Annotated in this window: 17 protein-coding genes; 10 read left to right on the top strand and 7 right to left on the bottom strand. The window is 36.2% G+C overall.

Annotation, left to right across the window (positions count from 1 at the left end):
- The first annotated feature begins 58 nt into the window (after positions 1-58).
- The 5 genes from AABM59_RS00670 to proC all read left to right on the top strand — a co-directional run bounded on the left by AABM59_RS00670 (position 59) and on the right by proC (position 5,401).
- Positions 59-1,837, top strand: coding sequence for a tetratricopeptide repeat protein (locus tag AABM59_RS00670; protein ID WP_338407051.1), 1,779 nt, complete (start codon positions 59-61; stop codon positions 1,835-1,837).
- A 41-nt stretch (positions 1,838-1,878) separates the two neighbouring features.
- On the top strand, positions 1,879-2,190 hold the full coding sequence (locus AABM59_RS00675) for a DUF4286 family protein (RefSeq protein ID WP_338407052.1): 312 nt from the start codon (positions 1,879-1,881) through the stop codon (positions 2,188-2,190).
- A gap of 218 nt (positions 2,191-2,408) precedes the next feature.
- On the top strand, positions 2,409-3,191 hold the full coding sequence (gene rsmA / locus AABM59_RS00680; RefSeq protein WP_338407053.1) for a 16S rRNA (adenine(1518)-N(6)/adenine(1519)-N(6))-dimethyltransferase RsmA: 783 nt from the start codon (positions 2,409-2,411) through the stop codon (positions 3,189-3,191).
- Entirely contained in the window at positions 3,181-4,533 is a 1,353-nt protein-coding gene (mgtE, locus tag AABM59_RS00685; RefSeq protein WP_338407054.1) for a magnesium transporter, read from the top strand. The genes rsmA and mgtE overlap by 11 nt, the downstream gene beginning before the upstream one ends.
- 91 nt (positions 4,534-4,624) lie before the next feature.
- Complete coding sequence (proC, locus tag AABM59_RS00690; protein WP_338407055.1) at positions 4,625-5,401, top strand: pyrroline-5-carboxylate reductase; 777 nt, start codon at positions 4,625-4,627, stop codon at positions 5,399-5,401.
- A gap of 72 nt (positions 5,402-5,473) precedes the next feature.
- Here proC and nhaA read toward each other — a convergent pair whose 3' ends face one another.
- Entirely contained in the window at positions 5,474-6,640 is a 1,167-nt protein-coding gene (nhaA, locus tag AABM59_RS00695) for a Na+/H+ antiporter NhaA (protein WP_338407056.1), read from the bottom strand.
- Between the two features lie 169 nt (positions 6,641-6,809).
- Between nhaA and AABM59_RS00700 the strand changes: the two genes are divergently transcribed.
- A complete protein-coding gene (locus AABM59_RS00700; protein ID WP_338407057.1) occupies positions 6,810-7,763 on the top strand; it encodes a 2-hydroxyacid dehydrogenase in 954 nt (317 codons plus the stop codon).
- Positions 7,764-7,800: 37 nt separating this feature from the next.
- Here the strand turns inward: AABM59_RS00700 and AABM59_RS00705 are convergent, their stop codons facing one another.
- Positions 7,801-9,609 carry a GNAT family N-acyltransferase gene (locus AABM59_RS00705; RefSeq protein ID WP_338407058.1) on the bottom strand — a complete coding sequence of 603 codons (1,809 nt, stop codon included), beginning with the start codon at positions 9,607-9,609 and terminating at the stop codon, positions 7,801-7,803.
- A 115-nt stretch (positions 9,610-9,724) separates the two neighbouring features.
- On the opposite strand from AABM59_RS00705, the gene AABM59_RS00710 reads away from it, so the two are divergent.
- The 3 genes from AABM59_RS00710 to AABM59_RS00720 all read left to right on the top strand — a co-directional run bounded on the left by AABM59_RS00710 (position 9,725) and on the right by AABM59_RS00720 (position 12,629).
- On the top strand, positions 9,725-10,489 hold the full coding sequence (locus AABM59_RS00710) for an exodeoxyribonuclease III (RefSeq protein ID WP_338407059.1): 765 nt from the start codon (positions 9,725-9,727) through the stop codon (positions 10,487-10,489).
- Between the two features lie 24 nt (positions 10,490-10,513).
- A complete protein-coding gene (locus AABM59_RS00715) occupies positions 10,514-11,455 on the top strand; it encodes an OmpA family protein (RefSeq protein ID WP_338407060.1) in 942 nt (313 codons plus the stop codon).
- A 136-nt stretch (positions 11,456-11,591) separates the two neighbouring features.
- Positions 11,592-12,629 (top strand): aldo/keto reductase, encoded by a 1,038-nt coding sequence (locus AABM59_RS00720; RefSeq protein ID WP_338407061.1) that lies wholly within the window; start codon positions 11,592-11,594, stop codon positions 12,627-12,629.
- 81 nt (positions 12,630-12,710) lie between these two features.
- Here the strand turns inward: AABM59_RS00720 and AABM59_RS00725 are convergent, their stop codons facing one another.
- From AABM59_RS00725 to panC, 5 genes are all read right to left on the bottom strand, one after another.
- Positions 12,711-12,863: a hypothetical protein gene (locus tag AABM59_RS00725; RefSeq protein WP_338407062.1), complete on the bottom strand. Its 153-nt coding sequence runs from the start codon at positions 12,861-12,863 to the stop codon at positions 12,711-12,713.
- Between the two features lie 261 nt (positions 12,864-13,124).
- The gene (locus AABM59_RS00730; protein ID WP_338407063.1) at positions 13,125-13,286 is read right to left on the bottom strand and encodes a hypothetical protein; all 162 of its coding nucleotides are present in this window, start codon (positions 13,284-13,286) and stop codon (positions 13,125-13,127) included.
- Between the two features lie 15 nt (positions 13,287-13,301).
- Positions 13,302-13,571: a hypothetical protein gene (locus AABM59_RS00735; protein WP_338407064.1), complete on the bottom strand. Its 270-nt coding sequence runs from the start codon at positions 13,569-13,571 to the stop codon at positions 13,302-13,304.
- An 89-nt stretch (positions 13,572-13,660) separates the two neighbouring features.
- Positions 13,661-15,022 carry a DNA repair protein RadA gene (radA, locus tag AABM59_RS00740; RefSeq protein ID WP_338407065.1) on the bottom strand — a complete coding sequence of 454 codons (1,362 nt, stop codon included), beginning with the start codon at positions 15,020-15,022 and terminating at the stop codon, positions 13,661-13,663.
- A gap of 406 nt (positions 15,023-15,428) precedes the next feature.
- Positions 15,429-16,307, bottom strand: a complete 879-nt coding sequence (gene panC, locus AABM59_RS00745) for a pantoate--beta-alanine ligase (protein WP_338407066.1) — start codon at positions 16,305-16,307, stop codon at positions 15,429-15,431.
- Positions 16,308-16,385: 78 nt separating this feature from the next.
- Here panC and AABM59_RS00750 point away from each other — a divergent pair, with 78 nt between their 5' ends.
- On the top strand, positions 16,386-17,192 hold the full coding sequence (locus AABM59_RS00750) for a glycogen/starch synthase (protein ID WP_338407067.1): 807 nt from the start codon (positions 16,386-16,388) through the stop codon (positions 17,190-17,192).
- The last annotated feature ends 9 nt before the right edge of the window (positions 17,193-17,201 follow it).

Below are 17,201 nucleotides of genomic sequence, written 5' to 3' on the forward strand. Positions count from 1 at the left end.
TCCTTATTGGACAAAACTCCTTTTGTAAACTGAACACCAAATACCGAACGCTTTTGAAATGAAATACTTCTTTCTACATATCGTCCTGTTTTTTTCGTTGGCGTGTTTCTCGCAAAACGAGCAATTGGCGCAATATTATTTTGATAAAGGTGATTTCGAGAAAGCAAAAATCAGTTTTGAAGAATTAGTAAAAGAAACACCTCAAAACTATCAGTATTTCAATAGAATTATTGACTGTTACCAACAATTACAACAGTTTGACGTTGCCGAAAAAGCGATTCGAGAGCGATTGGACAAATACAAACAAGGGAATCTTTTGGTCGAATTGGGTTATAATTTCCAGTTGCAAAAGAACGAGACTTCCGCCAAAAAGTATTACGATGAGGCTATCGAACGAATCAAGAATAAGCCAAATGAGGTTTATGGAATTTCGAATTCTTTCGAGAAAAAAGTCTTGATTGAATATGCTTTGAAATCCTACCAAACGGCAATAGCCATAGAGCCAAAGTATAATTTTAATTATCAAATGGCGCTGCTTTATGGTCAACTTGGCAATGCCGAAATGATGATTTCCACTTTTCTCGATGAAGCTTTTGAAAACCCACAGAATTCGATTCAAATCCAGAATCAGTTGGCTCGTTTTATGGTCGATGAAGGCGATGAAAACTTCAACGAAACTTTTCGAAAAGCATTAATTATAAGAGCTCAGAAAAATCAAGACGTTTTTTGGAACCATTATTTGAGTTGGTATTATGTGCAACAAAAAGAGTTTGGAAAGGCTTTTATCCAGGAAAAAGCAATCTACAAACGCAATCCTAAATCACTTTCCGGAATCGTAAATATAGGACAACTTGCCATCGATGAGGATAATGAGGAAGCGGCTAAAGAAATTCTGGGATTTGTTTTGGAAAACACCAACGATTTTGAACTACTCATTCAGGTAAATTCCTACTTGATAAAAATAAAAATCGAAAAGGCACAGGAAAAGGATTTTGCCTCCATTAACATCGAATTGGAGGATTTGTTGAAGGAATATGAAACAAGTCCTTTTACACTATCTTTGCAACTTATTCAGGCGCATTTTGTGGCTTTTAATTTGCGAAAACCCGAGGAGGGAAAAGCAATAATCAAGAAAGCACTCGATTTACAACTGAACTATTACGAAGCGGCTCAGGCCAAAATGATGTTGGCTGATGTTTTTCTTTATGAGGAAAAATACAATCAGGCATTGCTTTATTATTCGCAAATTGAGGAAGATTTAAAAAATGACGAGGTAGCGCACGAAGCGAGTTTGAAAGCCGCCAAAACGAGTTATTTTCAAGGAGATTTTGTCTGGGCGTTGAAACAATTCAAGGAATTGAAAGCCGCCAATTCAGAATTGATTGCCAATGACGCAATGGAATATTTCCTTTTAATCAATGACAACACCATTGCCGATTCGACACAAACGGCCTTGAAACAATTTGCCAAAGGGGATTATTTGTTATATCAAAACAGGAACCAGGAAGCGATTGAGCAGTTTCAGTCAATTTTGAAAAGCTTCAAAGGACAAGAGATTGAGACGGTGACATTGTTGCGTTTGGGGGGGATTCATGAAAAGTTGAATGACAATGATTCGGCTTTAGGTCAGTTTCAAAATATAATTGACCATCACGCTGATGGAATTTATATGGATGAAGCTTTATATTTTTCGGCAGAAATTTATAATAGCAAATTACAAGAACCCGAGAAAGCAAAACCGCTTTACGAAAAAATAATTTTCAGTCATCAGGACAGTATTTACTTTATTGAAGCTCGAAAAAAATACAGGCAATTGCGTGGTGACACAAATTTATAATCTGAAAATTTTAGACCCAAAACATAAAACCAAGACCTAAAATGATTATTTACAACGTTACCACAAACATACACGAAATGGTTCACGAAAAATGGATGATTTGGATGCAACACAAACACATTCCAGAAATGCTTGCCACAGGAAAATTTTCATCGGCCCGAATGGTGCGGGTTTTAATTGAGGAGGAAATGGGAGGAACAACCTATTCGGTACAATATTCAACGGATAGCAAAGCAACTTTAGAAAAGTATTATCAAGAAGATGCCCCAAAAATGCGAGAAGAAATAAAACAATTATTTGGAGATAAAATGCTTTCTTTTAGAACAGAATTGGAGTTGATTTCAGAATATTAGAGGAAAGTGTTCAGGAATCAATTTTAAAAAGAATTAACCACGGATTGAACAGATTAAACCGATTAATATAGATTTTCAAGCCTAAATTTAAAATAACCCCCGCTTCTGTCTGTAAAATCGTGTCATTTTTGGCGCAATAAATATAATTTGATTATTGCCTTCGTGGCAAAATAAACTTAAAAATAAAACGAGATTGCTTCGTGCCTCGCAATGACAATATGGAAAAAGTAAAAGCCAAAAAACACCTCGGACAACATTTCTTAAAAGACGAAAGCATTGCCAAAGCAATTGCCGACACCTTGAATCTGGAAGGCTATGATTACGTGCTAGAAATAGGCCCGGGAATGGGTGTTTTGACGAAATATTTATTGGAAAAACCTGTCGTCAACGTATATGTCATAGAAATAGACGCGGAATCGGTGACGTATTTGGACGAGAATTACCCAAAATTGAAAGATAAAATCATCTCAAAAGATTTTTTGAAATACAACATTAATGAGGTTTTCGAAAACAAGCAATTCGCTATAATTGGAAATTTCCCATATAATATTTCAACACAAATTGTATTTAAAGCATTAGAATATCGCAACCAAATTCCAGAATTTGCAGGGATGTTCCAGAAAGAAGTGGCCCAACGTATTTGCGAAAAAAAAGGAACCAAAGCCTATGGAATTTTGTCTGTTTTAGTTCAGGCTTTTTACGATGCCGAATATTTATTCACGGTAGACGAACACGTTTTTATTCCTCCACCAAAAGTAAAATCAGGAGTTTTACGCTTGCGTCGAAAAGAAAATTACACTTTGCCTTGTGGCGAAAAGTTATTTTTCACGGTCGTAAAAACTGCTTTTCAGCAACGCAGAAAAACATTGAGAAACAGTTTAAAAACACTAAATTTGTCCGATAATTTAAGAGAAGATGAGGTTTTTAATCTGCGTCCAGAACAACTTAATGTCGAACAATTTATAACACTTACCCAAAAAATAGAAGCCGATGGAGTTTAAAATCAGCAAAGAACTAATCCAGGAATTAGAGCAACTTATTCAAAGTAAAGACGACCAGCAACTGGAAGTTTTGCTAAATGATTTGCACCACGCTGATATTGCCGAAATTCTTGATGAACTCGATTTCGACGAAGCAACTTATATTTTTAAGGTTTTAGACAGTGAAAAAACTGCCGAAATTCTTCTTGAACTAGAAGATGATTTGCGGGAAAACATATTGAGTAGGCTTTCGCCAAAAGAAATTGCCGAAGAATTGGACGAACTAGAAACCAATGATGCAGCCGATATTATTGCCGAACTCTCACAAAGCAAAAAACAAGAAGTAATCTCAGAACTTCTAGACGTTGAACACGCCAAAGACATTGTTGATTTGTTGCGTTATAACGAAGATACTGCTGGCGGAATTATGCATAAAGAGTTAGTTAAAGTAAACGAAAACTGGACTGTATTTACTTGTATCAAGCAAATGCGAGTTCAGGCCGAAAACATTTCCAGGGTACATTCTATTTACGTGGTAGACGATGAAGACAGATTATTAGGACGTTTGTCTCTCAAAGATTTGTTGACAACATCTGCAAAGACACCAATTACCGACGTTTATATCAAAAAATTAAATTCGGTTAATGTCGATGCTGAAGATGTTGAGGTCGCTAGGATTATGCAAAAATATGACTTAGAAGCCATCCCAGTTACTGACGAAATGGGGCGATTAGTTGGGCGAATCACTATCGATGACATTGTTGATGTAATCAAGGACGAAGCGGATCAGGATTATCAATTAGCAGCAGGTATTTCGCAAGACGTCGAAGCGGATGACAGTATTTTGGAACTAACAAAAGCGCGCTTGCCTTGGTTAGTTTTGGCACTTTTGGGAGGATTTGTCTCTGTAAAAGTTCTTGGATTATTTGGCGATGCAATGCTGCAACACGGAAACTTATTCTTTTTTACACCTCTTATAGCTGCAATGGCAGGAAATGTGGGTGTTCAGTCTTCGGCAATTATTGTACAAGGTTTAGCGAATGACACCTTGAGCGGTTCGTTGTTCAACCGATTGATAAAAGAAGTTTCATTGAGTTTGTTGAACGGAGTAATTCTGGCAACTATTTTGTTTTTGGGAAGTCATTTTCTTTTAAACGTAGAATTTATTGTTGGAATTATTGTTACGATAGCTTTGATTTCAGTAATTATTATTGCCTCGCTTATCGGGACTTTTGTTCCTTTATTACTAGATAAATTTGGGATTGATCCTGCGCTTGCCACAGGACCATTTATTACTACCAGTAATGATATTTGCGGAATTCTTATCTATTTTACAATAGCGAAACTGATTTTAGGGTTTTAATTAAGACGATTTAAAAACAAATTTACAATAATACTCTCGGTTTAGACACCCTATATTTTGAGGATTTTTGGAAAGAGGAAATACAAACAAAATGAAAATACACATTATTGGAGGAGGAAACCTTGGCGTTTCGATTGCATTGGGAATAGCAAAATTTTCAAAAAACAATCAGGTTACCATAACAAGAAGGAATACGGCAAGTATTTTGCATCTTGAAAACTTAGGGATCACGGTTTCTACTGACAATACGCATCATATTCAGGAAGCAGATATTATTATTCTAACTATAAAACCGTACCAAGTGGATACTGTTTTAAACGAAATACTTTCGAAAACAGCGAACAAAACAATAGCTTCAGCTGTTAGTGGATTGTCGGTAGAGGATTTGCAAAATAAAATTGGAGCATCAAACAGTGCTATCCGAATTATGCCGAATATTGCGGCTCAATTTGGAGCATCAGCTACCTGTATCGCTTTCCGTGAAAAAGACAAAGACAGCGGGCAAAATGTGGTTGCCTTATTCCAAGACTTGGGAACAGCGCCTATTATTGATGAAAAATTGATGGACGCAGCCACGGTTTTAGCAGCAAGCGGAACCGCTTTTGCCTTGCGTTATATTCGCGCTTCGATGCAAGCCGGAATCGAAATAGGATTCGACTGGCAAACAGCTTTGGCAATTTCAGCCCAAACTGTAAAAGGCGCAGCCGAAATGCTTCTCGAAGAAAAAGGGCATCCAGAACAATTAATTGACAGAGTGACAACGCCTAAAGGATGTACGATTGCTGGGTTAAACGAAATGGAAACTCACGGATTCAGTTCGTCGTTGATTAGAGGAATAAAAACTTCTTTAAAGCAAATTAAGGGGTAGATTTTAGAATTATAATTAAAAAAGGTGTTTAGTTTTAAGTAACTAAACACCTTTTTTCTATTTATTAGAAAGCTATTCTATTCGCTTTTTTACTTTTTGAGCTGGGGTTTTTAAGTTGATTTTCAACCAAATAAACCCTAAAGTTCCAGCAATAAAGGAAGCTATCAAAACGGCTATTTTCGAATTGATAATCACTTCGGTATTTCCAGGAAAAGCAAGAAGTGTAACAAATATAGACATCGTAAAGCCAATTCCCCCTAACATTCCAGCCCCAACAACACTAGCCCATTTCATGTCTTTTGGCAAGCTACACAACCCCAAACTAACCCCAAGGAAAGAAAAAAGAAAAATTCCCAATGGTTTCCCAACAATTAAACCAAGAATAATTCCCAATGAATTGGATTGACTCAAACCTTCACTCCAATCCGGATTAATGGAGATACAAGTATTAGCAATGGCAAAAAGAGGCAGAATAAAAAAGGCAACAGGTTTGTGTAAAAAATGTTGAAGAATATAGGAAGGTGATTTTTTCTTACCATCACCAAACGGAATGGCAAAAGCCAATAATACGCCAGTTATTGTAGCGTGAACACCTGAATTAAGCATAAAATACCACATCGCTACTCCGCCAATTAGGTATGGAATTAGGTTGTGAACTTTCACCCGGTTTAGAAAAAGTAAAAACCCAAAAATAGCCAAAGCAATGGTTAAATTCACAAAAGCAATAGTTGTTGTATATAAAATAGCAATCACAATAATAGCTCCTAAGTCGTCCATTACAGCTAAGGCCGTAAGAAATATTTTTAACGAAGAGGACACTCGACTTCCTAAAAGAGATAAAATCCCTATAGCAAATGCAATGTCAGTCGCCATTGGAATTCCGGCGCCGTTTTGTGTTGATGTGCCAAAATTTAACAATAAAAATAATCCCGCTGGGACAAGCATTCCTCCAATAGCCCCAAAAACCGGTAAGGCCGCATTTTTAATACTAGACAGCTCCCCTTTATAAATTTCACGCTCTAATTCCAACCCTATCAAAAGAAAGAAAATCGTCATCAAACCATCGTTTATCCAATGAGTGATGGAGTGGTGACCAATATTAGTTGCCCACAACTGGATGTATTCGGTTTGAATAGGAGAATTAGCAAGAATCAGGGATAAAATTGTTACAAAAAGTAAGAGTAGACCGCCAGTCTTTTCACTTTCGGAAAATTCTAAAAACATTTTTGTTAATCGCATAGTTGAATTTTAATTTTTAACAATTTATGAAGTAAATGAAAATCCCGAAAGTTGTTTCGTTAGTTCCCTTTCTGCAAAATTACAAAATTGAGACACTAAATCCCATTGGCAAAACGATAAACCACAAATTTTTTGTTATTTTGGTAAACCAAATATTGAAACACATTTTATGAACATTAAAATCCTTCATATCGACAGCAATCACCCCATACTTTGGAAGCAATTACAAGAAGCGGGGTTTATAAACCACGAAGATTTCTCGTCGTCCAAAGAAGAAATCGAAGCAAAAATAAAGGATTACCAAGGAATTGTCATCCGAAGTCGATTCAAAATTGATAAAACATTTTTAGACAAAGCCACGAGTTTGCAATTCATTGCCCGCGTTGGGGCTGGATTAGAAAGCATTGATTGTGACTATGCGTTAACGAAAAACATCCAACTTATTGCTGCCCCAGAAGGCAACAGGAATGCAGTTGCTGAGCACACACTGGGAATGATTTTGTCGCTTTTTAATAAACTAAATACTGCCGATATAGAAATTCGATCTGGATATTGGAATCGCGAAAATAACCGTGGGCACGAACTCGACGGAAAAACCGTGGGTATCATTGGTTATGGAAATATGGGAAAATCGTTTGCCAAAAAACTGCGAGGTTTCGATGTTGAAGTTTTGTGTTATGATATTCAGGAAAATGTAGGCAATGAAAATGCCAAACAAGTTTCTCTCGAAGAATTACAACAAAAAATCGATGTTTTAAGTCTTCATATCCCTTGGACAACCGAAACAGATAAAATGGTTGATGCTGATTTTATCAATGCTTTCGCTAATCCGTTTTGGATCATAAATACTTCACGAGGAAAAAACATTGTGACCACTGATTTAGTAGAAGCGATGAAATCTAGAAAAATCCTTGGAGCCGGTTTGGATGTTTTGGAATATGAAAAATTGTCTTTCGAAACCCTTTTTCAAGAGGGAAAAACACCCGAAGCATTTCAATATTTGTTGAACGTAAAAAACACAATCCTTACACCACATATAGCCGGTTGGACTTTTGAAAGTCACGAGCGATTGGCACAAGTAATTGTCGATAAAATCAAAGAAAAATATTCTATAAGGAAATAGGAGAGGAATGTTTTGATTAAAAACATTCTTCATAAACTTAATCACACTCCCCTTTTTCTGCTAATTTTTTTTCAAGTTCTGCCTGAAATTCTTCCATCACGGGTTTTACGGTGCTATCCGGAATATCGGAAATCCGGATGTACATTAATCCATCGACAGCATTATTAAATAAAGGGTCAACGTTAAACGCAACCACACGAGCGTTTTGCTTAATGTATTTTTTTATCAAAACAGGCAAACGCAAACTTCCAGGTTCTAATTCGTCTATAATTTTATCAAATTTATTCAAATCCGCTTCAGCTTCATCAAAAATAAAGTCCTTATCAGCATCTTTTAGTTTGACTTTGAATGCTTTTTTCGGATGAATATATTGCGCAATATAAGGGTCGTAGAAATTCGATTTCATAAACTCAATCATCAATGATTTCGAAAAATTTGAAAACTGATTGCTGATGCTCACCCCGCCAAGCAAGAATTTATGTTCAGGATAACGCAATGTTATATGGATAATTCCTTTCCAAAGCAGGAAAAGAGGCATGGGTTTTTGCTGGTATTCTTTAATGATAAAAGCACGACCCATTTCGATAGATTTGCTGAGCATATCATGTAATTCGGGTTCAAATCTAAAAAGATCATTCAGGTAAAAACCTCCGATTCCATATTGTGGATAAATTTCTGAGCCCAATCCCATTCTGTATGCGCCGGCAATTTTTTTGGCATCATCATCCCACAAAAACATGTGGCGATAATGTTTGTCGAAAGAGTCAATATCCGTAGATTCATTTGTTCCTTCACCAACTTCCCGAAAAGTAATTTCGCGCAATCGACCAATTTCATGTAGTATGTTTGGAATTTCTGCGGCTTTGGCAAAAAAAACCTCATAGTTTTTGCTTTGCAACAATCGACAATCGTTATCACGTAAGAAATGGATTTCGGCAACCATATTATCCGGGCTTGCGGCAGTTATTATCGTCTTAGGATTTCTAGGAAGTTTTAAATTTGGTGTTGGCAAAAAAGGCGTTTCTTTTTCGAAAGGATTGGCTAACATATAGGTTTTTCGCCTTAAAAATTCCGAATAATCTTCAATTGTCGAATGCTCATTTTGCTCTGCAACGGATATCGGTTTCCCTATACGAACTTTTATAACGCGACGTTTCTGACTGAATACTTCCGAAGGCAATTTTGCTGTGCGCATGGTATCGCTAATTTTCGAAAGAAAATAAAACAACCAACTATTTTTGGCGTGAAAATAAATAGGAACAACAGGCACCTGAGCCTTACGGATTACTTTTATCGCGCCCTCTTCCCACGCTTTATCCACAACAAGTTTACCATCCTTATAAGTAGAAACTTCGCCAGCGGGAAATATTCCCAGGGGTTTTCCGTCTTTCAAATGGCGAAGTGTTTCCTTGATTCCCACAACGCTTGATTTATTTTTTTTGTGGTTTTCGAAAGGATTCACAGGCATGATGTATTTCTTCAAAGGCTCAATTCGATGCAATAGAAAATTGGCTATTATTTTGAAATTCGGCTCTTTTTCGAGCATTAACTTCAAAAGTAAAATACCGTCAATTCCCCCTAAAGGGTGGTTGGAAACAGTAATGTACGCTCCTTCTTTTGGCAAACGTTTGAAATCTTCCTCGGGAATTTCGAACTTAATTTGTAAATCATCTATTATAGCATTTAAAAAATCAGAATCTTTCAAGTGTTTATTACTATCGTAAAATTTATTTAAAGTGGAAATTTTCAGCACCCTCATCAATAACCAACCTGAAAACGTACCTAAAAACCCGTACTTGTCAGCGTTTATTGATTTGGCAACTTCTTTTGCAGTAACTAAACCCATATAATTTTTGTGTGTTGAGCGAAAAACAAAGATAGCAAAAAACTCCATTTTCTTCTTTTTTTATTAATCATTCTTCGTCCTTTTTTTATTACTTTTGAAACACTAAATTTTTTTAATGAAAATCATTTCTTATAATGTTAACGGAATTAGATCCGCGATTTCTAAAGGATTCATCAACTGGCTTCAACAAGTTGATCCCGACGTGATTTGCCTTCAGGAAATTAAGGCGACTCCAGAACAAATCCCACTTTTAGATTTTGAACTTGCAGGGTATCCTTATCATTACTGGTTTCCAGCCACAAAAAAGGGATATAGCGGCGTTGCGATTTTGTCGAAAACAAAACCTAATAACGTTGTTTTTGGAACTGGAATTCCGCATATGGATTTCGAAGGAAGAAATATCAGGGTCGATTTTGATCAATTTTCGGTGATGAGTTTGTACTTGCCTTCGGGAACCAATAGCGAAAGACTGGACCACAAGTTTATGTATATGGATGATTTTCAAAATTATATTTGCGAGTTGAAAAATGAAATACCAAACTTGATAATTTGTGGAGATTACAACATTTGCCATGAAGCCATTGACATTCACGATCCAATTCGAAATAAGAGGGTCTCGGGATTTTTGCCCGAAGAAAGAGCTTGGCTTGACACTTTTTTAAAAAATGGATTTATCGATAGTTTTCGATTTTTTAACAAAGAACCTAATAATTACACTTGGTGGACGGTTCGATTTCCTTCTGCAAGAATAGAAAACAAAGGTTGGCGCATCGATTATTGCTTGGTTAGTGAGCCTTTGAAACAAAAAATCAAAAGAGCCGTTATATTACCTGAAGCTAGACATTCGGATCATTGCCCGATATTTGTGGAATTAGAATAAAAACTTACCCTAAACATAAACAAAATGATAAAAAGAATTTCCCTCGGATTGCTGATTGTAGCACTTTCAACTTCTTGTGTGTCCAAGAAAACATACAATGATTTAGAAAACAAATACGCTGATTTAAAGAAAGAAAACAGGAGCTTTTCTGACGAAAACATAGATTTACTTAAAGCAAAAAGCCAATTGGAATTAGATCGTGAAGCCTTGATTTCGGAATTAGGAAAAGTAAAATTGGAGCGAGATAAACTACAAGCCGATTATACCGCTGCAAACAAAAAACTGCATCTTTTGCAGGACTCTTACACTGCTTTGGAAAAAAATAGTGATGAAGCCTTGAAAGCAAATATGGCTAAAAATCGAGATCTATTAGCTCAATTAGAGACAAAAGAAAAAACATTGGCATTGGAGCAAGAACGTTTGGACAAAAGTAACCAGCGATTGAATGAATTAGAAGCCTTGATAGCCGCCAAAGAGGAAAGTATGCGAAAATTAAAAGAAACACTTTCGAATGCTTTGAATGGTTTTGAAGGGAAAGGCTTAACCGTGGAGCAAAAAAACGGGAAAGTGTATGTTTCTATGGAGAACAAATTGCTTTTCAAATCTGGAAGTTGGGCAGTAGGAACCGAAGGTAAAAAAGCCGTTGTCGAAGTGGGAAAAGTGTTGGGCGACAATCCTGATATTTCTGTTTTGATCGAAGGTCATACGGATGATGATCCTTTTGGAGGTTCAGGACCAATTGCAGATAACTGGGATTTATCGACCAAAAGAGCCACGGCAATAGTGGCAATTTTGAGTGAAAACAAAGCCATCAACAAAAAAAACCTAACCGCTGCCGGCAGAGGCGAATTCTCCCCATTGGAAAGCAACACAACTGCTGAAGGGAAAGCAAGAAATCGTAGAATCGAAATTATTTTGACACCGAGATTAGACGAAATTGCCGAGATGTTGAAAGAGATAAATTAAGTTTTAAATAACTAAAGTTAAAAAGGGTTCGCGTGAAAATGCTGAACCTTTTTTTATTTTAAAAACTGTTAATGTTACGCCCAATCACCAGACTAACCTTTACCTTTGCACACAATAAATTAAGCACTTCTAATAAATGAAATACACCACTTTACCTAATTCCGACATAAAAATTAGCAAAATTTGCCTTGGCACGATGACTTTTGGTCAACAAAACACCGAAGCCGATGGTCATGTCCAAATGGATTACGCACTCGAAAAAGGAATTAATTTCTTCGACACCGCCGAAATGTATTCTGTTCCGGGACGCAAGGAAACCTATGGGAGCACAGAGAAAATCATTGGAACTTGGTTCAATAAATCAGGTAAAAGAGAAGACGTGATTTTGGCTTCAAAAATTGCGGGACCCAATCCGGGATTGTCGTACATTCGAGAAAATATGGATTTTTCTCCGGCGAGCATTACCTTGTCATTGGAAAAAAGCTTGACCCGTTTACAAACAGATTATATCGATTTATACCAATTGCATTGGCCAGAGCGCAAAGCAAATTTTTTTGGACAACGTGGTTTTAAAGTGCAACACGATGCTTGGGAGGACAATGTTCATTCTGTTTTAGAAACTTTAGAAGGTTTGATCAAGCAAGGAAAAATAAACCACATAGGACTTTCAAACGAAACACCTTGGGGAATTATGCGGTTTTTGGAAGAAAGCAAATACCAGAATCTCCCAAGAATAAAAACTATTCAAAATCCGTATTCGTTGTTGAATCGCCTTTTCGAAAACGGTTCTGCTGAAATTTGCGCTCGGGAAAATGTAGGTTTGTTGGCTTATTCTCCAATGGCTTTTGGGGTTTTGTCAGGGAAATTCTTATCTGGCGAAAGTCACCCTGATGCGAGAATCAAATTATTTCCCCAATTTGCAAGATACAACAGCGCGCAATGTACCGAAGCATCTAGATTATACCAAGAAATCGCACACAAAAATGGCTTGACCTTGACCGAAATGGCTTTGACTTTTGTAACCCAACAAGTTTTTGTGACTAGTACGATTATTGGCGCCACAACAATGGAACAATTAAAGGAAAACATCGCCACGATTGATGTCGTCTTATCCGACGAAATCCTGAAGGAAATTGAAGCGGTTCAGGCTGCAATTCCAGATCCAGCACCTTAAATTTTTAACTACAAAGACACGAAGAGAATATTTAAATCTTCCTGTATTATACAACTTCTTTGCATCTTTTTGGTTTAACAATCAAAAATCAAATGGTTCATCTGCTGCCAATGAATCCAAAGGAATAGAGCCTTGTGTTTTCAGTTTCAAAAGAGAATGCGCGAAACCCGAAATAGTTATTGGAACAGATTGTCCAATAGTGTCTTCTGGAGTTAAAACCCATCTTCGCAACATCAAATTACTTAAGAATTTTTGCTATTGGTTTGCGAAAGTTTTTGGCGTTCCTTCGGGGTCAAATTGCCACATAAATTTTCTTGGTTTTGGAATAATGGTTGCCAGAAACAGTCATTCGGAGGTACTTCTAAACCACAACATATTTTATGTTGTGGTTTATATTTAAAATAGACCTTTAAGTTTATCGTTGTTTATCCAAATTGATTTTGCGTTGCAACGGATTATAAAAATTCTTAACCTTAGCTACAATATCATTTAAAGTTATGTTTTCTGAGGGTTCCACAGCTTTAAGATTAATGTTGCCAAGGGAATTTTTTTAAATATTCGTTGTTCCAATTTTGTTTTGTTTTCGGCTGGACGAAATATATAGAGATAATCAGAACCTTTTATATAATTCATCACGGCGTCTAAATAAGAATTCATTTGTTTTTTCGGTTATCAAACTTCGTTTTCCACAAGTGAATCAAAAACCATTTCAATTTGATAAGCGGCATCATCACCAAGTTCATTTAAAGAATCTTCGAGCGCAAGCCATTGGTTTTTTATAATTTCATTGAGTTGAGCAATTTCTTCTTTTTGGACAACTTTATCTGCTGAAGCAATTCGATAGAACACCTTGCCAAGTTGTTGGTAGAAATGAATCATTGTTTGTTTGATGGTTTCATTTTCTGAATTCTTTTCATTGGAGAAAGGAAAAGATAAAATCACCAATAAATAATGAAAGCTGAGCAGATTTAAAGAATTAAATTGAATTATTCACCTGAATGTTTATGTTTTATGAAAAATAAATTAAGTAATCATCCAAACAATTCGCTTGCAACATCTTCTATTTTTGCTACCAAACGGATTTTTATTATCGTGTTTTTTAAGGAAATTTTATTGTATTTAGACACAAAAATAGTCGAAAAACCTAATTTTTCAGCCTCCTGAATGCGTTGGTCCACCCGATTCACAGGCCGGATTTCGCCTGACAAACCGACCTCCCCCGCAAAACAAAAATCTTTATTTACCGGAATATCTTCATTCGATGATAAAATAGCGGCGACAACTGCCAAATCGATCGCGGGATCATCTACTGAAATTCCTCCAGTTACATTCAGGAAAACGTCTTTGGCGCCAAGCCTGAAACCGGCTCTTTTTTCTAAAACCGCCAAAATCATATTCAGTCTTTTGGCGTTATAACCGGTTGTACTGCGTTGCGGCGTTCCGTAAACGGCAGTACTAACCAACGATTGAATTTCGATCATCAACGGGCGCATTCCTTCGAGAGTCGAAGCGATAGCGGTCCCTGATAATTCTTCGTCTTTGTGCGAAATTAATATTTCGGATGGGTTCGACACTTCTCGCAAACCATTTCCAAGCATTTCATAAATCCCTATTTCGGCAGTAGATCCAAAACGGTTTTTTAGCGAACGTAAAATACGATATACGTGGTTTCTGTCTCCTTCAAATTGCAAAACGGTATCGACCATGTGTTCCAATATTTTTGGCCCAGCAATGTTTCCATCCTTAGTAATGTGACCAATGAGGATTACAGGAATATTGGTTTCTTTGGCAAATTTTATCAATTCAGCAGTGGTTTCCCTAACTTGTGAAATACTTCCGGGCGTCGATTCGATATAGTCAGTATGAAGCGTTTGAATGGAATCTATGATGACAATTTCGGGCTCGATGGCTTCAATTTGTTTGAAGATATTTTGGGTTTTGGTTTCAGTAAGAATATAGCAATTTTCACTGTTTGGCGTGATTCTTTCGGCGCGCATTTTAATTTGTTTTTGGCTTTCTTCACCAGAAACATATAGGGTTTTATAAGGAAGTTTCAAGGAAATTTGTAGAAGAAGCGTGCTTTTTCCTATGCCGGGCTCACCGCCCAAAAGGATTAAAGAGCCAGGAACAATACCGCCACCAAGTACCCGATTGAGTTCGCCGTCACGAGTGTCCATTCGAATCTCTTGACTGGAATCGATTTCGTTGATTTTTAATGGTTTTGAAACTTTTTTGGGGTCAGGAGTTGTGGGTTTCCAACTTAATTTTTCTTCTTTTTGAATAATTTCTTCGGCGACGGTATTCCATTCTTTACAGGAATTGCATTGACCTTGCCATTTCGAATATTGGGCGCCACAATTCTGGCAAAAAAAGGAGGTTTTTACTTTTGACATTATATAGAACTAAATTAAATTCAAATTTAGGATAAAGAATTTTAATTAGAAGGATTTAATTGTTTAAAATGAAAGGCTTTATTTGGGTTAGGGGATGGTCTTTTTTTATTAGAAAAAGAACCCAAGGCCCGAAGAGGGTAGTTTCTTGAAAGTCAATCGTGGCAAAACAAATGATGATTGGGTTATCTTTTTGTGCTTTTCGAACGACCGAACCCTTGAGTGTAATTGTTCTAGATTTTCCCAGTATTTAACAGCATAAGCGATGTATCACTAGTCTTCGATGATGTTTGAAGCTTCGAGTAAAGGTTCGTCAATTGTTGGTTTTTTGATATAATTTAGATTTACGCAGTTATCCTTTAGAGAGTGGGTTATTTTAACACCTAAATGCGCGGTCCTAAAAAGCAAATTAATTTAAAGAAAGTGTGTCAATCAAACGCACATTATTAAAAAAAACAGCAATAAAAGCCCGATATTTTTTGGTTTTGTTTTTTCTCATACAAGGCAAAAGTTTTTCCTCATCTGCAATTTGAAAATATTCCAATTTGAAATTTGAATTTTTTTCAAAAGATTTTTGAACCCACTTTTCTGTTACTGTTGCGCTATTTGTTTTAAATTTTGCTTTTGCATCTACTAACGTTTTATAAATAATGGACGCTTCTTTTTTTTGTTCTGGGGTCAAGAGTTCGTTTCTGGAACTCATGGCTAAACTATTCGATTCTCTAAAAACAGGACACCCGATTACATTGATTTTCAGATTTTTTTTACGAACCATTTTTTTTATTATTTGAAGTTGCTGAAAATCTTTTTCGCCAAAATAAGCATTTGTAGGTTCTACTATTTCGAAAAGACGTTTCACAATGGTGCCAACTCCATTAAAGTGACCGGGTCTAAATTTGCCTTCCATTTGATCTTCTAATCCATCAAAATTAAAATAACCAGAAGAAGGTCTCCCTTCATAAACATCGTCTATAGGGGGGGCATACACTATGATTTTTAAGCTTAATGAGGTAATTTTTTTTAGATCATCTTCCAGTGTTCTGGGGTATTTTTCTAGATCTTCGAGATTGTTAAATTGAGTTGGGTTTACAAAAATACTAACAACTGTAATTTCATTTTCCGACATAGACTGTTGTATCAGCGAAAGGTGACCTTGGTGTAAAGCACCCATGGTTGGAACAAAGCCAATTTTTGAATAATTGGTTTTTGAGGGTTTTAAATAGTCTATCAAAGCTGCTTTTCCGTAGAAAATATGCATGGCGGTTTTATTGAAATTAATTGCAAACATAATATTTTAGACAATAACTGCATAAATTTTTGTAATTTTGCATGGTTTTTATAGACAATAAATTAAGTAAATTACAATATGGAAGATAAGAGAATATTATATGTATCATCAGAGGTGGTGCCTTATCTAGCTGAGAATGAGGTGTCTTCGATGTCTTATGAGGTTCCAAAAATGATTAATAGTCTAGGGGGACAAATAAGAATTTTTATGCCAAGATATGGAAATATTAACGAAAGAAGACATCAATTACACGAAGTAATTCGTCTTTCGGGCATGAATCTAGTTGTAAATGACTTGGATATGCCTTTAATAATAAAAGTAGCTTCAATACCAAAAGAAAGAATTCAGGTTTATTTTATTGATAATGATGAATATTTTAAAAGGAAAGCGACATTTACAGATGAAGAGGGGATTATGTTTCCTGATAATGACGAACGAGCCATTTTCTTTGCAAAAGGGGTTGTCGAAACGGTAAAAAAACTCAATTGGGTCCCTGATATTATTCATGTTCACGGATGGATGGCGGCAATGTTGCCCATTTACATGAAGCATTTTTACAAAAACGAAGCCTTGTTTTCAGACACAAAGATTGTAACATCTGTCTATGGCCAGTCTTTTGAAGGGACTTTGGATGTTGAAATGATTAACAAAGTAAAGTTTGACGGCGTACCAAACGAAGCTGTTTTAGATATGAAAAGTCCTGACTACGAAGGCATAATGAAAGCCTCAATTAACCATTCTGACGCTGTTATTATTGCTTCAGAAAACCTCTCTTCAAGTTTAACAAAATTTATAGAATCTTCAGGAAAACCTTTTTTACCTTTCGCCCCGAAAGACAAATTCGCAGAGGCGTATGTTGATTTCTACAAAAGCAGTGTTCTATAAATTAAATTT

Source organism: uncultured Flavobacterium sp., assembly GCF_963925185.1.
Lineage (GTDB): Bacteria > Bacteroidota > Bacteroidia > Flavobacteriales > Flavobacteriaceae > Flavobacterium.

Coding starts and splice junctions, on each gene's coding strand:
- panC (WP_338407066.1), bottom strand. CDS start 16,307: ATGTTTGCAATTAATTTCAATAAAACCGCCATGCATATTTTCTACGGA.
- AABM59_RS00710 (WP_338407059.1), top strand. CDS start 9,725: ATGAAAATCATTTCTTATAATGTTAACGGAATTAGATCCGCGATTTCT.
- AABM59_RS00720 (WP_338407061.1), top strand. CDS start 11,592: ATGAAATACACCACTTTACCTAATTCCGACATAAAAATTAGCAAAATT.
- rsmA (WP_338407053.1), top strand. CDS start 2,409: ATGGAAAAAGTAAAAGCCAAAAAACACCTCGGACAACATTTCTTAAAA.
- AABM59_RS00675 (WP_338407052.1), top strand. CDS start 1,879: ATGATTATTTACAACGTTACCACAAACATACACGAAATGGTTCACGAA.
- AABM59_RS00715 (WP_338407060.1), top strand. CDS start 10,514: ATGATAAAAAGAATTTCCCTCGGATTGCTGATTGTAGCACTTTCAACT.
- AABM59_RS00670 (WP_338407051.1), top strand. CDS start 59: ATGAAATACTTCTTTCTACATATCGTCCTGTTTTTTTCGTTGGCGTGT.
- nhaA (WP_338407056.1), bottom strand. CDS start 6,640: ATGCGATTAACAAAAATGTTTTTAGAATTTTCCGAAAGTGAAAAGACT.
- AABM59_RS00730 (WP_338407063.1), bottom strand. CDS start 13,286: ATGAATTCTTATTTAGACGCCGTGATGAATTATATAAAAGGTTCTGAT.
- proC (WP_338407055.1), top strand. CDS start 4,625: ATGAAAATACACATTATTGGAGGAGGAAACCTTGGCGTTTCGATTGCA.
- AABM59_RS00700 (WP_338407057.1), top strand. CDS start 6,810: ATGAACATTAAAATCCTTCATATCGACAGCAATCACCCCATACTTTGG.
- mgtE (WP_338407054.1), top strand. CDS start 3,181: ATGGAGTTTAAAATCAGCAAAGAACTAATCCAGGAATTAGAGCAACTT.
- AABM59_RS00725 (WP_338407062.1), bottom strand. CDS start 12,863: ATGTTGCGAAGATGGGTTTTAACTCCAGAAGACACTATTGGACAATCT.
- AABM59_RS00750 (WP_338407067.1), top strand. CDS start 16,386: ATGGAAGATAAGAGAATATTATATGTATCATCAGAGGTGGTGCCTTAT.
- AABM59_RS00705 (WP_338407058.1), bottom strand. CDS start 9,609: ATGGGTTTAGTTACTGCAAAAGAAGTTGCCAAATCAATAAACGCTGAC.
- radA (WP_338407065.1), bottom strand. CDS start 15,022: ATGTCAAAAGTAAAAACCTCCTTTTTTTGCCAGAATTGTGGCGCCCAA.